Raw genomic sequence first — 18,795 nt, 5'->3', positions numbered from 1 at the left:
TCCGGCGCCGGCCCCGCGGGTGGGTCCTTGAGGTGCCGGCGCGCGATATGCGACCCTGGAGCGGGAGTGCAGACCACCGTCGACCCACAGCAGGCAGGGACCGGACCGGCCCCCGACGACGCCGTCGTCGCGCCGCCGCGTGCCTGCGCCGTCTGCCAGGCCCCGATGCTGCCCGACCAGGACTGGTGCCTGAACTGCGGCACCGCCGCCGCCGGGCGCCTCGGCACGCGCCCGGGCTGGCAGAGCGTGAACACCGTCGCGGCGATCACGCTCATCCTCATCGTCGGTGCCGTCGCCGCCGCCTACGCCGCCCTGTCGGGGGACGCGAACCACGACGCCGGCAAGGCCGCGCCCGCCAGCGCGGTCCCCGTCCCGGGGCAGGTCGCCCAGGTTCCCGACGCCGCGCCGACGACGCCCCCCGTCACGAGCACGCCCGCGACGACGCCGCCGGTCACGCCGCCCGCCACGAAGCCCGGCGCGACCGTCCAGCCCGTCGTACCGGTCGTCCCGCGCGCGCCGGTCGTGCCGATCACGCCCGCGCCGGTGACCCCCGTCACCCCCTCGACCTCGGGCTCCACGACCTCGACGCCGTCGACCTCCACCTCCACCTCGACGACGCCCGCGTCCGTCGCCCTGACGACGATCGACCTCGGCGCCGACGCGATGAGCAAGTACGAGCCGTCGAAGCGCAGCACGTCCTCGACGGACCCGGCCGATGCCTACGACGGCGATCCGAAGACCGCCTGGTCGATCACGACGCCGGCCGACGGCTTCGACATGCAGGTCGGCCTGCTCATCGACCTCGACTCCGCGAAGAACGTCAAGGAGATCGACCTCGGCACGACGACCCCGGGCGGCCGCGTGGAGGTCTACGGGGCCGTCGGCAGCGCGCTGCCGCCCGACATCCTCGACACCCGCTGGGAGCACGTGCTCTCGCGGTCGAAGGTCGACGAGACGGCGAAGTACGGCAACGTGAAGGGCGACGGCGTCGAGAAGCTCCGCCTCCCCGGGCCGGGCGCGACCGGGAGCCGCTTCCGGTACGTCCTGCTCTGGTTCACCACCCCGCCGAAGGCCGGCCCGACGGTGAAGGTCACCGAGGTCACGCTCAAGGGTTGAACCCTGCGGGGTCACGGCGCCACTGCAGGCGCCTGGCATGGATTGCAAGAATTCATACCTTCTTGGTGGACAGAAGCTCGACTGTCGCCCTAAGCTCGTCCTACTACGACATCCCGCTGCGGATGTCGGCCGGCGTGGGGACGCCGGAGGCCGCGGGGACGCGGCCAGGGGACGCGCTCGCCGGGCTCCTGCTGGGGGCAGGAGCCGGCGGCGCGCACCGTCGCCGGTGGCCCGGTCCTGCGGGGGGCCGCGCGCAGGCGGCCGGGTCCGTTGCACTAGCCTCGGGCCGTACGCAACGCAGCCCCCGACCCGAAAGGCCCTGACATGTCCCAGGCCGTGATGAACACCACCGCCGGTCCGATCACCTTCGAGCTCTTCGACGCCGACGCGCCGAAGACCGTGCAGAACTTCAAGGACCTCGCGGGCAAGGGGTTCTACGACGGGCTCATCTTCCACCGGATCATCAAGGACTTCATGATCCAGGGCGGCTGCCCGACCGGCACCGGCACCGGCGGCCCGGGCTACACGTTCGAGGACGAGTTCAACAGCCACAAGGTCGTCCGCGGCGCGCTCGCGATGGCGAACGCCGGCCCGAACACGAACGGCTCGCAGTTCTTCATCGTCACGACGGACGCCGCGCCGTGGCTCGACGGCAAGCACACCGTCTTCGGCCAGGTCACCGACGGCATGGACGCGGTCGATGCGCTCGAGGCGCTGCCGACCGACGGCCGCGACAAGCCGAAGGAGCCGGCCGGCATCGAGTCGGTCACGATCACCGAGTAGCGACGCGGCGCCGCCCCGCCGGGGGCGCGCACGCGTGAGGACCGGGGGCTGGCCCGGGGCCACAGCCCCGGTCCGGCCCCTTGTTCGTGAACCACTAACGCCGGCGACCCCGCCTCCGTAGCGTCGGGGCATGAGTGATCTCGAACTGGAAGGGCGGCGGGCCCACGTCACCGGTGCCGCGAGCGGCATCGGCTGGGCCATCGCCCAACGCCTCGCCGCGGGCGGCGCCCGCGTCGCCATCAGCGACGTGGACGAGGAGGGCGCCAAGGCGCGCGCGGCGGAGCTCGGCTCCGGCCACGTCGGCCTCGGGTGCGACGTGCGGTCGATGAGTGAGGTCAGCGCCGCGATCGACGCGACCGTCGACGCCTTCGGCGGCCTGGACCTCCTCGTGAACAACGCGGGCGTCGAGATCGGCAAGCCGATGGTCGACACCGAAGAGGACGAGTTCATGACGCTCATGGACATCAACGTCAACGGCGTCTACCGCGCGAGCCGCGCGGCGACGGCGGCGCTCGCGGCCGCCGCGGCGGCCGGCAGCGACAGCGCAATCGTCAACATCGCCTCGGTCGCCGGCGTCGGCGGCTGCCCGCTGCTCAGCGCCTACTGCGCCTCGAAGGCGGCGGTCATCCGCTTCAGCGAGGTCTGCGCGATCGAGCTGCGCGAGGCGGGCGTCCGCGTCAACGCCGTCTGCCCGGCGTTCATCGACACGCCGATGGTCCAGCGCCTCGCGCCGGCCGTCGCCGCGATGACGGGTATGGAGTTCGGTGACGTCGTCGCCGTCAAGCAGGGCCGCTACGGCACGCTCGAGGAGGTCGCCGAGGTCGTGGCGTTCCTCGGGTCCAGCGAGGCCGCATGGACGACGGGCTCGCACTATGTCCTTGACGGTGGGATCTCGGGAGGGCTGCTCTGATGGCCGGCAAGCTGGAAGGGAAGATCGCGCTCATCACGGGCGCGGCGCAGGGCATCGGCCTCGCGGTCGCCACGCGGTACGCCGCGGAGGGCGCGACGGTCGTCCTCTCGGACATCGACGGTGACGCGGTGCAGGCCGCGGCCGAGGGCATCGGCGGCAGCGCCTCGGCGATGACCGCCGACGTCACGAGCGAGGAGCAGGTCGCCGCGCTCGTCGGGGAGGTCGTCGCCCAGCACGGCGGCCTCGACATCGCGGTCGCCAACGCCGGCATCGCGACGGTCCAGCCCGCCGTGGGCATGTCGCTCGCGGACTGGCGGAAGGTCACGTCCGTCAACCTCGACGGCGTCTTCCTCACGCTCACCCACGCGGCGGGCGCGATGGCGGCGAGCGGCGGGGGCGCGCTCGTGACGATCGCCTCGGTGACCGCGCAGGCGGGCAGCCCGCTCATCTCCTCGTACGCGGCGGCGAAGGCGGGCGCGGTGAACCTCACCCGGACGATCGCGATCGAGATGCGTGACCACGGCGTCCGGGCCAACGCGATCTGCCCGGGCTTCATCGACACCGAGCTCGTGAAGCCGCACAAGAAGACGTTCGCGGACGCCCTCGGCCTGGAGGCGATGGGCATCCCGGACTTCGACGCGTTCATCGCGATGAAGCAGGGCCGCTACGGCACCGAGGAGGAGGTCGCCGCGCTGGCGACGTTCCTCGCGAGCGACCGCGCGGGCTTCTGCACGGCCGGCGAGTACAACCTCGACGGCGGACTTCGCGCCTCGCTCCTCTAGGGGCGCGCGGGCAGGGCCTTCCGGTGCGCCGCGGCCGCGGCGCACCGGGCCCTGCGGCCGGCGGTCCGCGCGGTGCCGGGGACCGGCGGACGGCGTAACGGCGTCGCGTTTCCGGAGTAATGGGCGGTGAGGCGACGGGTGGCTCCGCTTCCCTCCGCCCCTGCCGCCGTGCAAGTCGTCTCCCATGCCCCCTGTCCGCAGGGGGCTTTCGTGTTGCACGCCGAACTCCCCCTCTGCCACCCCAAGGAGGACTTCAGCCCCATGCCCGGTTTCTGGTCTTTCACGCTCAAGGCTTCGCAGCTGCCCGCCGCCCATCGTCTGGTGTCCCTCACCACCCCCGCCGACGGGAGCCGCGGATGATCGCCTGCGACACCTGCCCCGCCGACCCGGTCGCCCACCCGGTCCTCGAGTTCCCGCGCGGTGCCGTGACGTACAAGGCGCCGGACTTCGCCCGCCGCGACGGCAGGAACTACGTCGCCGCCGGTGACGCGCTCGTCGTGCTCGAGACGAAGGGCAGCTTCGTCCGCGTCCGGGTGACGCGCGGCGACGGGCCGACCTATCGCCGCTGGGTGCTCGCGCGGGACGGGAACCCGGTCCACACGGCCTACTCGCTCGTCGTCCGTCGCAGGGCCCACGAGGTCCTCGTGTTCAAGGACGGCAAGCGGATCCAGCGGATCCAGGCCGCGGTCGGGAAGGGCTCGACCCCGACGCCCCCCGGCATCTTCACGATCTCCCGCAAGATCCACCTGAGCTCCGTCCGCGGCGGCGGGGAGTACCAGACCTACGGCTGCTGCGTCATGGCCCTCGACATCTCCGCGCGGGCGCCGTTCGCCGACCAGGTCTGGGGCACCGTCGCCCTGCACCGCAGCTTCGGCGGTGACCTCGGCCACGCCGTGAGCCACGGCTGCATCCGCCTGCCGCTCGACCGCGTGCGCTGGCTCTACGGCCACCTGCCCGCGGGCACGCTCGTCCGCATCGTCTGACGCGGCGGCGGGCGTCGCTCAGGCGCTGCCGCCGATCTCGTCCACGAGGCGGAGGAGATCGAGCGGCGAGAAGGGCTTCGTGAGGAAGAGGTCGGCGCCCGCGTCACGGGCGGCGCGCTCGCGCTCGGCCCCGGCGGCCGTGAGCATGACGATCGTCGTCGCCTCGGTGCCCGGGAGCGCGCGCAGCTGCGCGGCCGCCCCGATGCCGTCCAGCCGCGGCATGTTCACGTCGAGGAAGACGATCGCGGGCGGGTGCGCCGTCGCGTAGTCGACGGCCTCGACGCCGTCCGCCGCCTCGACGAGCTCGAAGCCGGCGACGTCCTCGAGGGTGGTCGCGATCAGCTTCCGGATGAACGGGTCGTCGTCGACGATGAGGACGCTGCGGCTCATCTAGCGGTGCCGCGCGGCGATCTCGGCGAGGACGGCGTCGTCGGTCGCGGCGAACGCGGCGGCCGCGGCCGGGTCGAACTGCGTGCCGGTGGCGTCGGCGATGATCGCGCGCGCCTCGGGCAGGGAGCGGCCGGGGCGGTACGGGCGGTCGGTCGTCAGGGCGTCGAGGGTGTCGGCGACGGCGAAGATCCGCGCCGCGACGGGGATGGCCTCGCCGGCGAGGCCGTCGGGGTAGCCGCGGCCGTCCCAGCGCTCGTGGTGGGAGCGGACGACGTCCTTCGCCTCGCCGAGGAAGCCGACGTCGCGAAGGATCTCCCACCCGACGAGCGGGTGCTGCTCCATGAGCGTGCGCTCGGCCGCGTTCAGCGGCTCCGGCTTGAAGAGGACGGCGTCGGGGACGGCGACCTTGCCGATGTCGTGGAGGAGGAAGCCGAACTCGGCCTGGGGGTCGTCGGCGAGCCGCAGGCCGGCCGTCCGCGCGATGGCGAGGCCGTAGGCGGAGACGCGCTCGGCGTGCTGCCCGGTGTAGGCGTCGCGGGCCTCGACGGCGTTCGCGAGCGCACGGACGGTCGCGACGTACGACTCGCGCAGCTCGGTGCTGCGGGCGCGCTCGCTCTTGAACGTCTCGCGCAGGTCGGCCGCGTAGCGCTCGAGCTGCTGCTCCTTGTCGTCCGCGAGGGCGTGCTGGGCCGCGAGATCGGCCCGCGCCGCCGCCAGCTCCGCGCGCAGCGCAGCGAGCTCCGCCTCCAGGTGCTGTGCCGCTGCCTCGGCCATCCGTGCGGTCAATCTATCCCGGAACCGGTCGGCCTGCCACGGTGGATCAACGGTTCGAGGAGCCCGAGGATCACCGCGCCGACGTCATCGAGCGTCACCTCGCGCCCCGCGACCGCCGCGGGCAGCGGCGGTCGCGGCCGCGTGTCGTCCACCGCGACGAGCACGCCACGGGTGTGGCGGCGCCCGCGCAGCTCCATCGCGCCGGCGGCGTCGGCGGCGTCGGGAAGGCCCGAGTCGACGACGCCGATCTCGTAGAAGCTCTCCGCGCAGCGGGCGGCGACGTCGGTCGCGTCGGACGCCCAGTCGCAGACGATGCCGACCTCGTCGAGCGCCGTCTCCAGGCGCCGGCGCACGTCGGGCCGGGCGGCGACGACGACGCTCACCCGGCTGGCGAGGAGGGCGGCGCCGAGCGTGTCGGCGAGCTCCTCGGGATCGAGCGGCTTGCCGACGACCCACTCGCCGCTGAGGGCCTCGCGGCCGCTGAACACCGACACGACGACGACGGGCAGGCCGGCGAGCGCCGGGTCCGACCGGATCGCGCGGAGGACCTCGAGGCCGCTCATGCCGGGCATGAGGATGTCGAGCGTGATGGCGTCGAACCGGTCCTCGCGCAGCCGCGCCAGGGCCTCCGCCCCGCTGAGCACCGACTCGGTCTGCACGTCGAGCGCGCCGAGGCGCTCGCTGACGAGCTCGGCGATCTCGGGCTCGTCGTCGACGATGAGGACGCGCTTGCCCCGCAGCGCGTCGCGGGCGGCGGCCGCCTGGCCGAGGACGATCGCGTAGGGGAGGACGACCGTGAAGGTCGTCCCCTCGCCGAGCGCGCTCTGCACGTCGATGTGGCCCCCGTGCAGGTCGACGAGCGACCGGACGATCGCGAGGCCGAGGCCGGTGCCCGCCCCGTCGTCGCCCCCGCCGGCGCGGTAGAAGCGGTCGAAGACGTGCTCGGCGTCCTCGGCCGACATGCCGCGCCCGGTGTCCTCGACGGCGATGCGGATCGTGTGGCGGTCGGCGCGCACGCGGACGGCGAGGCGGCCGCCGTCCGCGGTGTACAGATGGGCGTTGGTCAGGAGGTTCGTGAGGACCTGGCGCATGCGGGCGGGGTCGAGGAGGGCGCGCGGCAGGTCGGCCGGGACGTCGACCGTGAGCTCCTGGGCGCGCTGGTGCAGGCGCGGCTCGAGCAGGCGCGTGACCTCGCCGACGAGGTCCGCGAGGTCGGTCGGGCGGCGGTGGATCTCGACGGCCCCCGCCTCGACACGGGCGACGTCGAGCAGGTCGTTCACGAGGTCGACGAGACGGTCGGTCGAGACCTGCACGATGTCGAGGAAGGAGCGCTGGCGGTCGGTCAGGCCCTGTGTCTCGGCGAGCAGCTCGACGAAGCCCTTGATCGACGTGAGCGGGCTGCGGAGCTCGTGGGAGGCGGTGGCGACGAACTCGCTCTTCAGCCGCTCCAGGCGCGCGCGCTCGGACACGTCGCGGACGGTGAGCACGTGCCCGCCGCCGTCCTCGAGCGCGGCGGCGGTGACGGCGAGCGTGCGCCCGTCGGTCTCCGTCGTCACCTCCTCGCGCAGCGCGGCGTCGAGGGGCACCGGCAGGGCCGCGCCGGCGTCGTCGCCGGCGGTGCGCGTCCCGGGGACGAGCGCGGGGACGAGGACGGCCGCACGCGGGTTCGCCGCCGTCACGGTCCCGTCGCCGTCGAGCTGCACGAGGGCGTCCCCGAGCGAGCGGATCGTCAGGTCGAGGCGGCGGCGCTCGGACTCCAGGCGCTCGGTCGCCGCCTGGACGTCGGCCGCCATCGCGTTGAAGGACCGCGCGAGCAGCTGCAGCTCCTCCGGCCCGTCCTCGGGGACGTGGACGCCGCGGTCGCCGTCGGCGAGGCGCCGGGACGCGGCGACGAGCTCGTCGAGCGGGCTGCGCACCGCCCGGACGAGCGCGGCGACGAGCAGGATCGCGACGAGGACGGCGAGCCCGCCGCCGACGCCGATGGCGGTGAAGGCCCGGCGCGAGGCGTGGCGGGCACTCGCGCGGGCGGCGGCGATGCGGTCGTCCTGGCGCGAGGTGAGGAGGACGAGCGGGGCGCGGGCGGCGAGCGGGGCGTTGCGCGCGCCGGGCGCCCGGCGGAGGGCCGCCTGGGCGCGCGCGGCCTCGGCCAGCAGCGCGAGGCTGCGCCGGTCACCGCGGGCGAGGTCGCGGGCGGCGGCGACCGACTGCACGTAGGCGGCGCGGGCGCGGCGGCGGCGCTCGCGGCCCGCGGCGGTCGACACGGGGGAGAGCCGGAGCGTCGCCTCCTCGACGACGCCGGCCGCGAGGACCCGGCCCGCCGAGGTCTGCAGCTGCAGCGCGTCGGAGAGCCGGTTCTCGTAGTCCTGGCGCGAGCCGTAGAGGGCGGCGACCCCCAGCGCGGCGACGATCGCGAGCACGACGGTCAGGCCGAGGAGGGCGGCCCGGAACGACGTGGCGATGGAGAGGCGGGGCATCGCAGGCGCGACGCTACTGGGCGGGGCCGCGAGGGGGCGAGCGCGGCGGCGGTCCTGCACCACAGCCGGGCGTCCGGGAGTACGCTGCGGACATGTCGCGCGGCAGCTCCGTGGCGGGCCGGATCGTGGGTGCCTCGAGCGCCGCGATCGCCGTGCCCATCGGGTTGCTCGTGACGCTCGGCGTCGTCGCGGCGATCACCGGGAGCAGCGGGTTCGGCGGCCTGGACCAGCTGACCCGCGGGCCCGAGCTGCCCGGGGTCGAGGCGAGCGCGCCGGCGAGCGCGTCGCCGCTGGACGGCGGCCTGCCGGCGCTCCCGGCGGCGCCCGCTCGTCCCGCGACGGCCGCACGCCGCCCCGCGCGGACGGTGGCAGGCGCATCCGCCGAACGGACCGCCGCGCGCCGCCGCCCGGCCGCGCGCCGGCCCGCGACGAGCACGCCGCGCCGCCCGGCGCCGCCCACCGCGACGACCCCGGCCACGACGGCCCCCGCGCCGGCGACGACCCCGCCGGCGTCCGCGGCGGCGCCCCCGGCGAAGCCCGCGACGCGCCCGAACCCGCTGCGGGAGATCGTCCGCACGGTCCAGGGCGTCGTGACGACCGTCCCCGCCGTCGGGCCGCCCGTGGCCGACGCGGTCGGCACGGTGGCGGACCTCATCCTCCCGCCGCTGCCCGGGTCGCGCGTCTCGCAGGGCCAGTGAGCACGGGCGCGACCGTCCTCGGCGTCCTCGGCGGGACCCGGTTCGCCCCGCTCGAGCTCGGCCCGGCGACCCTCTCCGGCTGTCTCTACGCGCTCGGGTGCCACCGGCTCGCGCGGACCTCGCGGGCGGTCCCCGGCTGGCGGCAGGTGTCCTTCTACGCCGGCCTCGTCCTCATCGCGGGCACGCTCACCTCCCCGCTCGGGCGCCTCGCCGACGAGCTCTTCTGGCCGCACATGGCCGAGCACCTCCTGCTCGCCGACGTCGGCGGGCTGCTGCTCGTCCTCGGCCTCACGGGTCCGCTGCTCGCCCCGGTGCTGCGGATCGGCTGGGTCGACCGGCTGCGCGCGCTGTCGCACCCGCTCGTCGCGCTGCCGCTGTGGGCGGCCGACTTCTTCCTCTGGCACATCCCGTACTTCCACGAGGCGGCCGTCCGTCACGACGCCACCCACGCGATCCAGCACCTCTGCTTCATCACCTTCGGGGCGAACATGTGGATGGCGCTCTTCGGGCCCTTCCCGAAGCCCGCGTGGTTCGGGAACGGCTGGCAGTGCGGGTACATCCTCGGCGTCCGCATGCTCGGCGCGATCCTCGGCAACGTCTTCCTCTTCGGCGGGCACGCGTTCTACGGCGTCTACCGGGCGGGCGAGCTGAAGCACGGCATCTCCCCCGACGCCGACCAGAACGCGGCCGGCGCGATCATGATGGTCTGGGAGTCGGTCCTGACCCTGCTGCTCTTCGGCTGGGTCTTCCTCCAGGCCGCGCGGGAGTCGATCGAGCGGCAGGAGCTCATGGAGCTCGCGGCCGCGCGCGGCGTCGAGCTCACCCCCGAGCGGGCCCGCCGCGCGGTCGCCGCGGGGCGCGGCGCCGAGCTGCGCGCCCGGGTCGAGGCGGGAGCCCCGCCGGCCCCTCGGAAGCCTGAATGAAGGTTCACGGTGCTCAGGGCACCGTGAATCTGCATTCAGCTCCCGGTGGGTGGGTGAACGGGTGGTGCGTGGTGGGTGGCGGTCAGCCGCGGCGGAGGGCGGGGCCGAGGATCGCCTCGAGCTCCGCGAGCGTCGTGGCGTTGTCGCGGTGGAGGATCGTGTGGATCCCGAGGGCGCGGGCGGGCTTGAGGTTGCCCGGGAGGTCGTCGACGAAGACGAGCTCCTCGGGCGCCATGCCCATGCGCTCGACCGCCAGGGCGTAGATCCCCGGCTCGGGCTTGCGGATGCCGTGCTCGCCGGAGATGACGAGGACGTCGAAGAGCCGGTGCAGCTCGTCGAGCGGATAGGTCGACGTGCCCCACGAGTTCGACAGCAGGCCGGTGCGCACGCCGGCGCCGCGGAAGGCCGCGACGGCGTCGATGAGCTCCGTGTTGCCCGCGAGCCCGCCGAAGAGGCGGCCGATGAGCCCGGTGGGCTCGGGCACCTCGAGCACGGCGCCGAACCGCGTCTCGAACTCGGCGTCCGGCAGGCGGCCGGACTCGAACTCGGCGAGGAGCTCCCGGGCGCGCGGGTCCTTCATGAACGCGTGGCGCACCGAGTCCGGGCGCAGGCCCTCCGCCTCGCAGAACGCGGCGAAGGACGCGAAGACGTCGGTCGTCAGCACGCCGCCCCAGTCCATGAGCAGGCCGCGGCGCTCACTCACCGCGCGTCACCGCCTCGGCCCGCTGCGCGAGGTCGATGACGCCGTCGCCGAACGTCTTGAGGAACGGGTCGTCCGTCGCGCCGGAGATCGCGCGCTTGTAGTTGCCCTCCATGAAGACGATCGCCTTCCACAGGGCGAGCGCGAGGTACCAGCGCGCGTCCTGCATCGAGCGGCCGCTGCCCGCCTCGTAGCGGGCGACGAGCTCCTCGCGGGTGAGGAAGCCCTCGGCGCGCGTGACGCCGTTCAGCGCCGCCATGCCCTCCGTCGGGTCGCCCTGCTGCGACCACATCATGCAGAGGTAGCCGACGTCCGCGAGCGGGTCGCCGATCGTCGACATCTCCCAGTCGAAGATCGCGTTGCAGCGCGCCGGCGCGTCCTTCGCGAACATGACGTTGCCGAGGCGGAAGTCGCCGTGCACGATCGTCGCCGGGCCGCTGTCGGGGAGGTTCGCGGTGAGCCACGTCGCCACCCGCTCGACCTCCGGGATCTCGCGGGTCCTGTTGTGGTCCCAGAGGCCGAGGAAGCGGCGCACCTGGCGCTCGAGGTAGCCGGTCGGCTTGCCGAAGCCCTCCAGGCCCGCGGCCGCCCAGTCGACGGCGTGCAGCTCGACGAGCGCGTCCACGAGCTCCTCGCTCGTGCGGCGGCGCTCCTCCGGGGTGTCGAGAACGGACGGCATCTCGGTCGTGATGACGTGGCCGTCCATGTGCTCCATCACGAAGAACGGGGCGCCGATGATCGACGGGTCCTCCCCGACGGCGAGGACCCGCGGCGCGCGGACCGGCGTGTCCTGCACGGCGCGGATGACGCGCGCCTCGCGGAGCACGTCGTGCGCGGAGGGCGGCAGCGGGCCGCGCGGGGGACGGCGCAGGACGAACGCGTCGTCCCCGCGGGTCACGGCGTACGTGACGTTCGAGTGGCCGTCGCCGATCGGCGTGATGACCGGGTCCGGGTCACCGGCGCCCAGGCCCTTCGAGTCGAGGAAGGCGAGCAGCGGGTCGAGGACGAGCAGCGGCTCGCGGGCGCCGTCGGCGACCTCCTCGCGGCTGCGGACGATGTCGTCGGGGGCGATCTCGTGGCTCATGTCGCGCGGGTTATCCCAGATCGCCGGTGGCGGTGGTGGTGGACTGGCCCTGCATCGCGAGCTTCAGGCACTCGCGGGCGATGACCATGCGGTGGACCTCGGAGGCGCCGTCGTAGATCCGGGCGGCGCGCGCGTCCTGGTACCAGCGGGCGATCGGGAGGTCCATCGCGATCCCGGCGGCGCCGTGGATCTGGACGGCGCGGTCGACGATCCGGCCGAACGCCTCGGACACGAACGTCTTCGTCATCGCGACCTCCTGCCGGTAGGGCAGGCCGTTCTCGACCTTCCACGCGGTGTGGAGGACCATGAGCCGCGAGGCGTAGAGGTCCATCGCGGAGTCGGCGATCATGAACTGCAGCCCCTGGTGGCGCGCGAGCTCCTTGCCGAACGCCTTGCGCTCGAGCAGGCGCCGGGACGTCATGTCGAGCGCCCGCTGCGAGACGCCGATCCAGCGCATCGCGTGGGCCAGGCGGCCGCCGGCCAGCCGCTTCTGCGCGATGACGAAGCCCTCGCCCTCCTGCCCGAGGAGGTTCCCGAGCGGGACCCGGACGTCCTTCAGCGTGATGATCGGATGCCCGCCGGGCGAGTGGGAGCCCATCCACTCCGGGTGGCGCTCGATCTCCCAGCCGGGCGTGTCGCAGGGGACGAGGATGAGCGAGTAGTCGCGGTGTTTCGTCGGCTCCGACGTGCCGGTCTTCGCGACGACGATCGCGAAGGCCGCGCCCTCGGCGCCGGTGATGCACCATTTCGTCCCGTTCAGGACCCACTCGTCGCCATCGCGGACGGCGGTCGTCTGCAGGTTCGTCGGGTCCGACGACGCGACGTCCGGCTCGGTCATCGCGAAGCACGAGCGAGCGGCGCCCTCGGCGAGCGGCCGCAGGTACTCCTCGAGCTGCTCGGGCGTCGCCGCGATGAGCAGCGTGTGCATGTTGCCCTCGTCCGGCGCCATGGCGTTCAGGCCGAGGGAGGCGAGGCCCGACACGCCGCACGCCTGGTTGATGAGCGACATGCCGAGGATGCCGACGCCGAGCCCTCCCCACTCCTCGGGGAGGTGCGGCGTGTAGATGCCGCGCTCGCGCGCCTTGTCGCGCAGGCGGTCGACGACGTCCCAGCTCGTCAGGATGTCTTCCGGGTCGGTGATCTCGAGCTCGGCGGGGAGGACGTCCTCCTCGATGAACGCGTTCACCCGGCGCAGGAGCTCCTGCAGCTCGGCCGGGATGGTGAAGTCGATCCCGCCGGCGGCGGGCGGGGCGGTGGGGGTGCTCATCGGGGGGGGGATCATCTCCTGGATCAGGGAACGGAAGCCGGCGACCCAGCGACGCTGGGCCGCGGCCGGCTCGAACTGCTGGACGAGGAAGCCGTCGAGGGCGGCGTTCACGGTGAGCCCGAGCGCCTCGGCGTCGAGGTCGGCGCGGATCGAGCCGTCGCGCTGCCCGAGCTGGGCGAGCGCGATCATGTGCTCGCGCTGGCGCCGCTGCACGCGGCGGCCGATGTCGACGAGGCTGCGGCGGTTGGTCGCGGCCTGCAGGTGCAGCTGGATGAGCAGGCCGTAGAAGGGGGTGCGGCTCGTGTAGAGGCGGGCGCTCGAGTCGATGAGCGCGAGGAGCCGCTCGGCGCCGGTGCCGGTCGCGCTCGCGTCCACGACGCGGGCCGCGTGCCGCTGGATCGCCTCCCGGTAGACGGCCTCCACGAGCCCGTCCTTGGAGCCGAAGTGGTGGTACAGCGCGCCCTTCGTCACCCCGACGTCGGCGGCGACCTGCTCGAAGCTCGCCCCGGGCCCGTCGGCGGCGAACCGGGCGATCGCCGCCTCGATGAGCCTGGCGCGTGTCTGCTCGGCGGCGGTGGCACGCGCGGTGGCGGGCGGGGTCGACATACCTACCCAAAGGTATGTGAAACCGCGAAACAGCGCAACCTTCGGGGTGCAGACGGTGTCTGTAGGGGTATCACCGACGTTCCTCCGGTCACGGCCGGCCCCGAATCGCCCCACGTCCGTGTCCCACACACCCCGCATCGCACCCGCTGGAGGCTGGTCCCCATCCCCCGATCGCCCAAGTTCCTCGTCCCGCTCCTCGCCGCCCTCGCGGCCCTGCTCATCCTGGGCGCGCCCGCCGCGCAGGCCTCGCGCAACCAGCTGCTGACCTTCGAGGCGCCCGCGGAGCTGAAGGACCCCGCCACCCGGGACGCCGCCTTCGCCCGCCTGGACTCCCTCGGCGTCAGCGCGCTGCGCGTCGTCATGTACTGGCAGGAGGTCACGCCCTCCGGCGGCGACAAGACCCAGCCGGACATCGACACGACCGACCCCGCGAACTACGACTGGTCCCGCTTCGACCCGATCTTCGCCGCCGCCGAGCAGCGCGGCTGGCCCGTCATCCTCACCGTCTCGGGCCCCGTGCCGCGGTGGGCGACGCGGTCCCGCCGGGACAACGTCACGCGGCCGGACCCGAACAAGTTCGCGCAGTTCATGACCGCCGCCGGGCGCCACTTCGGCAGCAAGGTCGCCTACTGGTCGATCTGGAACGAGCCGAACCACCCGGCCTTCCTGCAGCCCCAGTACGACCGCCGCCACCGGCCGCTCTCGCCCGCGATCTACCGCGACCTCTTCGAGGCGGCCCAGAAGGGCCTGAAGTCCGCGAAGGTCCCGAACCCCCGGATGCTCTTCGGGGAGACCGCGCCGACCGGCACCGGGAGGGACGTCTCGCCGCTGGCCTTCCTGCGTGGCGCGCTCTGCCTCTCCTCGACGTACCACCGCACGTCGAAGCGGTGCGCGAAGCTCAGCATCGCCGGCTACGCGCACCACGCCTACACGCCCAAGGCCGGGCCGAACTTCAAGCACACCGGCAAGGACAACGTCTTCATCGGGCTGCTCCCGCGGCTGACGAGCGCGCTCGACAAGGCCGCGCGCGCCGGGGCCATCCCCGCGCACCTGCCCGTCTTCCTCACCGAGTTCGGCATCCAGTCCACGCCGGACCCGATCTTCGGCGTGCCGCTGCAGCAGCAGGCCGAGTACCGCTCGATCTCCGAGCGCATCGCCTACGACAACCCGCGGGTGAAGTCGTTCTCGCAGTACCTGCTGAAGGACGACCAGCCGCGCAAGGGCCTGACCGGCTCGGCGAGGTACGGCGGCTTCGAGTCCGGCCTGCTCACCTCGTCCGGCAAGGAGAAGCCGTCCTACGACGGCTTCCGCCTCGCGCTCGCCGTGCGCCGGCGCACGCGCTCATCCGCCTCGATCTGGGGCGAGGTGCGCCCGGCCCGTGCCGCCGGCACCGCGATGCTCCAGATCCGCTCGGGCGGCAAGGGCGCCTTCCGGAACTACAAGACGGTGAGCTACAACCGCCTCGGCTACTTCACGGTCACCGCGGGCTACGCGAAGAACCGCCAGTACCGCCTCGCCTGGGCCGCGCCCGACGGGACCGCGTACGAAGGCGCGCCGACGAGGGCGTACGACTACTAGGCTGGCGGCATGGCACGCCAGCTCTGGATGCTCCGCCACGGTGAGGCGGAGCCGCACGGCACCCGCCCGGACGACGACCGCCGCCTGACCGACCGCGGGGTGGCGCAGTCCGCCGCCGCCGGCGCGGCGCTCGCCGCGCTCGGCATCGGGTTCGACGCGATCTTCACGAGCCCGAAGGTCCGCGCCCACGTCACGGCGACGACGGCCGCCGAGCCGCTCGAGACCGACGTCATCGTCCACGCGCCGCTCGCGAGCGGCTTCGACGCCGACGAGGCGCGCGCGCTCCTCGCCGCGGCGGACGACGGCGGGCACGTCCTCGTCGTCGGCCACGAACCGGACTTCTCCCGCGTCGTGCACGAGCTCACCGGCGGCGACGTGGACTTCAAGAAGGGCGGCGTCGCCGCGGTCCGCCTGGAGTCGCTCACCGGCCGCGGCGAGCTCATCACCCTGCTGCGCCCGCGCGAGCTCGGCGCGATCGCCGCCGCGGGCGCCGCGGCCCCGGCCGCCCCGGCGGACTGAAGGCGGGCCCGCCGGTGGACGCCGCCCGCGTGCGCGCCCCGGAGCTCCCCGACGGGGAGTGGGTCGGCAGCGCGCCGCTGAGCCTCGCCGGCCTGCGCGGCAAGGTCGTCCTCCTGCACTTCTGGACGGCGGGCTGCGTGAACTGCGTCCACGTCACCGAGGAGCTGCGGGCGCTCGAGCGCCGCTACCGCGAGGTGCTCGTCGTCGTCGGCGTCCACGCGCCGAAGTTCCCCCACGAGCGGAGCACCGCGGCGGTGCGGGCGGCCGCCGCGCGCCTGCGGATCGAGCACCCGGTCCTCAGCGACCCGGGCCTCCTCGCGTGGGACGCCTACGCGGTGCGCGCCTGGCCGACGCTCGTGCTCGTCGACGTCACCGGCCGTGTCGCGCTGACCGTGGCGGGGGAGGGGCACGCCGAGCAGCTCGCCGCGGCGATCGACGTGCTCGTCGCCGAGGCCGACGTGGCCCGCGCGCTGCGCCGGGGCGCGGTCGCGATCGCGCCGGCGGGGGGTGGCACGGGGGAGCTCGCGTTCCCCGGCAAGGTCGCGGCCTGCCGCACCGGGCCCGGCGACGCCGACGTCGTGATCGCCGTCGCGGACACCGGCCACGACCGCGTCCTCGTCACGCGCCCCGACGGCGAGGTCCTCCACGAGCTCGGCGGCCTCTACCAGCCCCAGGGCGTCGGCTTCGACGGCCCGGACGCGCTGCTCGTCTGCGAGACCGGCGCCGCCCGGGTCTGGCGGATCACGCTGCCCGGCGGGGAGCGGACGCTCCTCACCGACCGCCTGATGTCGCCGTGGGACGTCGTGCGCTGGCATGGCCACGTCGTCATCGCCGAGGCCGGGCGCCACCGGCTGTGGGCGATCGACCGCGACGGCGAGCCGCAGATCATCGCCGGCGCCGGCGGGGAGAACCTCGTCGACGGGCCGGCGCTCGGCGCGCTGCTCGCCCAGCCGTCGGGCCTCGCGGTGACCGCGCGGGACGAGCTCGCGTTCGTCGACGCCGAGGCCAGCGCCCTGCGCGTCCTCGACCGGCCCGGCGGCCTCGTGCGCACGCTCGTCGGCCAGGGCCTGTTCGTCTCCGGCGCCGACGACGGGGACGCCGGGCGCGCACGCCTGCAGCATCCGCTCGGCGTCGCGGTGGCGCCGGACGGCGCGCTGCTCGTCGCCGACACCTACAACGGCCTGCTGCGCGTCTGGCGCGGCGAGCACCTGTGGACGATCCCGGTCGACGGCTTCACCGAGCCCGGCGGCCTGGCCGTGCTCCCCGGCGGGCGGGTGCTCGTGGCGGACACCGGGAACCACCGCGTCGTCGCGGTCGACCCGGTCGGCGGCGACGCGGTCGCCGTCGACGTCGGTCGCGCGGGGTCGGCGGACGTCCCCGCCGGGGGCGGCGCCCCGGCGGCGACCGCGGTCACCCTCGTCGGCGAGGCGGGCGGCGTCCTCGACGTCGAGCTCGACCTCGACCTGGAGGGGGACGAGCTGGACGGCCTCGGGGGATCGCCCGTCCGCGTCACGGCGGAGGCGAGCGACCCGGGCCTGCTGGGCGGCCCGGCGAGCTGGGCCCTCGACGCGCTCCCGGCCCGGGTCGCCGTCCCCCTCGGTCACGGCTCCGGGCGCATCACGGTCGAGCTGCGGGTGGCCACCTGCGACGGCCCGCTGTGCCGCCTGCGGCGCACCCAGCGGGCCTACGACGTCGTGCTCGCGGAGGTCCCGTTGTAAGTGGGACGCATTGTCCGGGTTCGGGACGGCACGTTCTGGGCAACGGTGCAGGGTGCCCGACCCCGGTCCGACCTCGAGCTCCGGCGCGCGCCGCAGCGACGCCGTCGCGAACGTCGCGCGCATCCTCGACGCGGCGGAGGAGCTGCTGCGGCGGCGCCCGCACGTGTCCATCGGGGAGATCGCCCAGTTCGCCGGGGTCGGCCGCAGCACCCTGTACCGGCACTTCGAGACCCGCGAGGCCCTCGTCGAGGCGGTGCGCCGGCGCGCGCGCGACCACGCCGAGCACGACCACGCGCCGTCGCTCCGCCCGGCCGGCGAGCTCGCGAACGTCGCGGTCACCCCGCTCTCGGTCCCCGACGTCCTGAACAAGGTCGCGCCCTTCCAGCTCAGCGAGCAGATCGTCGCCGAGGCCCAGCGCCTCGACGGGATCGAGTCCGCCGCGCTCTACGTCGCCGACCTCGCCGGCGTCGTCCTGCGCAAGCTCGCGGGCGCGCCCGCCTTCCCGGACGAGCTGCGCATCCACGGCACGATCGGCACCGAGATCCCGCGCGAGGCGTACGGCCCCATCCGCGCCGCGGTCACCGCGCGCCTGCCCGGCGCCGTCGTCACACCGCTCATGCTCCGCGGCCGCGCGATCGGGATGCTCGTCGTCGTGGGGGAGGAGAACGACTCCCTCCGCGACCTCGCCCAGGAGGCCGCCGTGGCCCTCGCGCTCGCGGACGGGTACACCGACACGCTGCAGACGGCCAGGCGGGCCCGGCCGACGAGCCCCGCCGCCGAGATCCAGCAGAACCTCCTGCCGGCGCGCATCCACCGCCTCCGCGGGGCGACGCTCGCCGGCAACGTCCTTCCCGGTTACGACGTCGGCGGCGACTGGTTCGACGTGGCCGACAACGCCGACGCCGTGTGGCTCGGCGTCGCCGACGTCGAGGGCAGCGGCGTGCACGCGGCCGGCCTCGCCGCCGTCCTGCTCGGCGCGTTCCGCTCCGCGCGGCACCAGGGGGAGGACCCGGCCGGCGCCGCCGCGCTCATGCACGAAGTGCTGCTGGCCACCGGGCCGGACATCACGGCGACGACGACGATCGGCTGCTGGAACGCGACGACCTCGGTCTTCCGCTGGGTCTCGACGGGCAGCCACGGGCCGCTGCTCGCTCACGCCGACGGCCGGGTCGAGGAGCTCGACCCCGGCGTCGGGCCGTGTCTGGGGAGCCCGGAGCTCGACCCGCCGTTCCGTCTCCAGCAGCGCCGGCTGGACCCCGGACAGCGGCTCGTCCTCCTCTCCGACGGCGGCCTCGAGAGCCAGGACGCGAGCGGCGTGCCGTTCGGCCGCGACGGCGTGGCGGCCGCGCTGCGGGCGACGCGGGGCGCGACCGCGGCCGCGACCGTCCACGCGATCGAGCACGCGATCTGCGTCCGGATCGACGAGCACCTGGAGGACGACGTGACGACGGTGGTGCTTGCGCCACATACGCACTGAGCCTGTTTGTAAA

Annotated in this window: 17 protein-coding genes; 11 read left to right on the top strand and 6 right to left on the bottom strand. The window is 74.5% G+C overall.

Annotation, left to right across the window (positions count from 1 at the left end):
* The first annotated feature begins 66 nt into the window (after window positions 1–66).
* From NBH00_RS22940 to NBH00_RS22920, 5 genes are all read left to right on the top strand, one after another.
* On the top strand, window positions 67–1,116 hold the full coding sequence (locus NBH00_RS22940; protein WP_254573768.1) for a hypothetical protein: 1,050 nt from the start codon (window positions 67–69) through the stop codon (window positions 1,114–1,116).
* Window positions 1,117–1,440: 324 nt separating this feature from the next.
* Window positions 1,441–1,899 (top strand): peptidylprolyl isomerase, encoded by a 459-nt coding sequence (locus NBH00_RS22935; RefSeq protein ID WP_254570894.1) that lies wholly within the window; start codon window positions 1,441–1,443, stop codon window positions 1,897–1,899.
* 130 nt (window positions 1,900–2,029) lie between these two features.
* On the top strand, window positions 2,030–2,809 hold the full coding sequence (locus NBH00_RS22930) for an SDR family NAD(P)-dependent oxidoreductase (RefSeq protein ID WP_254570893.1): 780 nt from the start codon (window positions 2,030–2,032) through the stop codon (window positions 2,807–2,809).
* Complete coding sequence (locus NBH00_RS22925; protein ID WP_254570892.1) at window positions 2,809–3,591, top strand: SDR family NAD(P)-dependent oxidoreductase; 783 nt, start codon at window positions 2,809–2,811, stop codon at window positions 3,589–3,591. Before NBH00_RS22930 ends, NBH00_RS22925 begins: the two co-directional genes overlap by 1 nt.
* A gap of 356 nt (window positions 3,592–3,947) precedes the next feature.
* Window positions 3,948–4,574, top strand: coding sequence for a L,D-transpeptidase (locus tag NBH00_RS22920; protein ID WP_254570891.1), 627 nt, complete (start codon window positions 3,948–3,950; stop codon window positions 4,572–4,574).
* A gap of 18 nt (window positions 4,575–4,592) precedes the next feature.
* Here NBH00_RS22920 and NBH00_RS22915 read toward each other — a convergent pair whose 3' ends face one another.
* From NBH00_RS22915 to NBH00_RS22905, 3 genes are read right to left on the bottom strand one after another with little or no spacing between them, the layout of a single operon-like run.
* Window positions 4,593–4,964, bottom strand: a complete 372-nt coding sequence (locus tag NBH00_RS22915) for a response regulator (protein ID WP_254570890.1) — start codon at window positions 4,962–4,964, stop codon at window positions 4,593–4,595.
* Complete coding sequence (locus tag NBH00_RS22910; RefSeq protein ID WP_254570889.1) at window positions 4,965–5,738, bottom strand: HD-GYP domain-containing protein; 774 nt, start codon at window positions 5,736–5,738, stop codon at window positions 4,965–4,967.
* Window positions 5,739–5,746: 8 nt separating this feature from the next.
* Complete coding sequence (locus NBH00_RS22905) at window positions 5,747–8,212, bottom strand: ATP-binding protein (RefSeq protein WP_254570888.1); 2,466 nt, start codon at window positions 8,210–8,212, stop codon at window positions 5,747–5,749.
* A 92-nt stretch (window positions 8,213–8,304) separates the two neighbouring features.
* On the opposite strand from NBH00_RS22905, the gene NBH00_RS22900 reads away from it, so the two are divergent.
* Both NBH00_RS22900 and NBH00_RS22895 read left to right on the top strand, forming a co-directional pair.
* Window positions 8,305–8,910, top strand: a complete 606-nt coding sequence (locus tag NBH00_RS22900; protein ID WP_254570887.1) for a hypothetical protein — start codon at window positions 8,305–8,307, stop codon at window positions 8,908–8,910.
* Window positions 8,907–9,833, top strand: coding sequence for a cytochrome c oxidase assembly protein (locus tag NBH00_RS22895; protein WP_254570886.1), 927 nt, complete (start codon window positions 8,907–8,909; stop codon window positions 9,831–9,833). The genes NBH00_RS22900 and NBH00_RS22895 overlap by 4 nt, the downstream gene beginning before the upstream one ends.
* Before the next feature lie 82 nt (window positions 9,834–9,915).
* Here the strand turns inward: NBH00_RS22895 and NBH00_RS22890 are convergent, their stop codons facing one another.
* The 3 genes from NBH00_RS22890 to NBH00_RS22880 are packed head-to-tail and all read right to left on the bottom strand — an operon-like array spanning window position 9,916 to window position 13,490.
* Complete coding sequence (locus NBH00_RS22890; RefSeq protein ID WP_254570885.1) at window positions 9,916–10,536, bottom strand: HAD family hydrolase; 621 nt, start codon at window positions 10,534–10,536, stop codon at window positions 9,916–9,918.
* Window positions 10,529–11,617 carry a phosphotransferase family protein gene (locus tag NBH00_RS22885; protein ID WP_254570884.1) on the bottom strand — a complete coding sequence of 363 codons (1,089 nt, stop codon included), beginning with the start codon at window positions 11,615–11,617 and terminating at the stop codon, window positions 10,529–10,531. The genes NBH00_RS22890 and NBH00_RS22885 overlap by 8 nt, the downstream gene beginning before the upstream one ends.
* 10 nt (window positions 11,618–11,627) lie before the next feature.
* Complete coding sequence (locus NBH00_RS22880) at window positions 11,628–13,490, bottom strand: acyl-CoA dehydrogenase family protein (RefSeq protein ID WP_254570883.1); 1,863 nt, start codon at window positions 13,488–13,490, stop codon at window positions 11,628–11,630.
* A 360-nt stretch (window positions 13,491–13,850) separates the two neighbouring features.
* On the opposite strand from NBH00_RS22880, the gene NBH00_RS22875 reads away from it, so the two are divergent.
* The 4 genes from NBH00_RS22875 to NBH00_RS22860 are packed head-to-tail and all read left to right on the top strand — an operon-like array spanning window position 13,851 to window position 18,782.
* The gene (locus NBH00_RS22875) at window positions 13,851–15,068 is read left to right on the top strand and encodes a glycoside hydrolase family protein (RefSeq protein WP_254570882.1); all 1,218 of its coding nucleotides are present in this window, start codon (window positions 13,851–13,853) and stop codon (window positions 15,066–15,068) included.
* Window positions 15,069–15,077: 9 nt separating this feature from the next.
* The gene (gene sixA / locus NBH00_RS22870) at window positions 15,078–15,587 is read left to right on the top strand and encodes a phosphohistidine phosphatase SixA (RefSeq protein WP_254570881.1); all 510 of its coding nucleotides are present in this window, start codon (window positions 15,078–15,080) and stop codon (window positions 15,585–15,587) included.
* A 14-nt stretch (window positions 15,588–15,601) separates the two neighbouring features.
* Window positions 15,602–17,305, top strand: coding sequence for a redoxin family protein (locus NBH00_RS22865; RefSeq protein WP_254570880.1), 1,704 nt, complete (start codon window positions 15,602–15,604; stop codon window positions 17,303–17,305).
* A 52-nt stretch (window positions 17,306–17,357) separates the two neighbouring features.
* On the top strand, window positions 17,358–18,782 hold the full coding sequence (locus NBH00_RS22860) for a SpoIIE family protein phosphatase (RefSeq protein ID WP_254570879.1): 1,425 nt from the start codon (window positions 17,358–17,360) through the stop codon (window positions 18,780–18,782).
* Window positions 18,783–18,795 lie beyond the last annotated feature (13 nt).

This window comes from Paraconexibacter antarcticus, from assembly GCF_024220175.1.
Classification (GTDB): Bacteria; Actinomycetota; Thermoleophilia; order Solirubrobacterales; family Solirubrobacteraceae; genus Paraconexibacter; species Paraconexibacter antarcticus.
Note: the sequence above shows the minus strand (reverse complement) of the source record. Positions and strands in the feature narration are given on the sequence as shown.

Excerpts from the sequence above, each read along its gene's own strand:
- NBH00_RS22915 (WP_254570890.1), bottom strand. The coding sequence starts at position 4,964 with ATGAGCCGCAGCGTCCTCATCGTCGACGACGACCCGTTCATCCGGAAG.
- NBH00_RS22885 (WP_254570884.1), bottom strand. The coding sequence starts at position 11,617 with ATGAGCCACGAGATCGCCCCCGACGACATCGTCCGCAGCCGCGAGGAG.
- NBH00_RS22900 (WP_254570887.1), top strand. The coding sequence starts at position 8,305 with ATGTCGCGCGGCAGCTCCGTGGCGGGCCGGATCGTGGGTGCCTCGAGC.
- NBH00_RS22935 (WP_254570894.1), top strand. The coding sequence starts at position 1,441 with ATGTCCCAGGCCGTGATGAACACCACCGCCGGTCCGATCACCTTCGAG.
- NBH00_RS22910 (WP_254570889.1), bottom strand. The coding sequence starts at position 5,738 with ATGGCCGAGGCAGCGGCACAGCACCTGGAGGCGGAGCTCGCTGCGCTG.
- NBH00_RS22875 (WP_254570882.1), top strand. The coding sequence starts at position 13,851 with ATGTACTGGCAGGAGGTCACGCCCTCCGGCGGCGACAAGACCCAGCCG.
- NBH00_RS22930 (WP_254570893.1), top strand. The coding sequence starts at position 2,030 with ATGAGTGATCTCGAACTGGAAGGGCGGCGGGCCCACGTCACCGGTGCC.
- NBH00_RS22925 (WP_254570892.1), top strand. The coding sequence starts at position 2,809 with ATGGCCGGCAAGCTGGAAGGGAAGATCGCGCTCATCACGGGCGCGGCG.
- sixA (WP_254570881.1), top strand. The coding sequence starts at position 15,078 with ATGGCACGCCAGCTCTGGATGCTCCGCCACGGTGAGGCGGAGCCGCAC.
- NBH00_RS22905 (WP_254570888.1), bottom strand. The coding sequence starts at position 8,212 with ATGCCCCGCCTCTCCATCGCCACGTCGTTCCGGGCCGCCCTCCTCGGC.
- NBH00_RS22880 (WP_254570883.1), bottom strand. The coding sequence starts at position 13,490 with ATGTCGACCCCGCCCGCCACCGCGCGTGCCACCGCCGCCGAGCAGACA.
- NBH00_RS22920 (WP_254570891.1), top strand. The coding sequence starts at position 3,948 with ATGATCGCCTGCGACACCTGCCCCGCCGACCCGGTCGCCCACCCGGTC.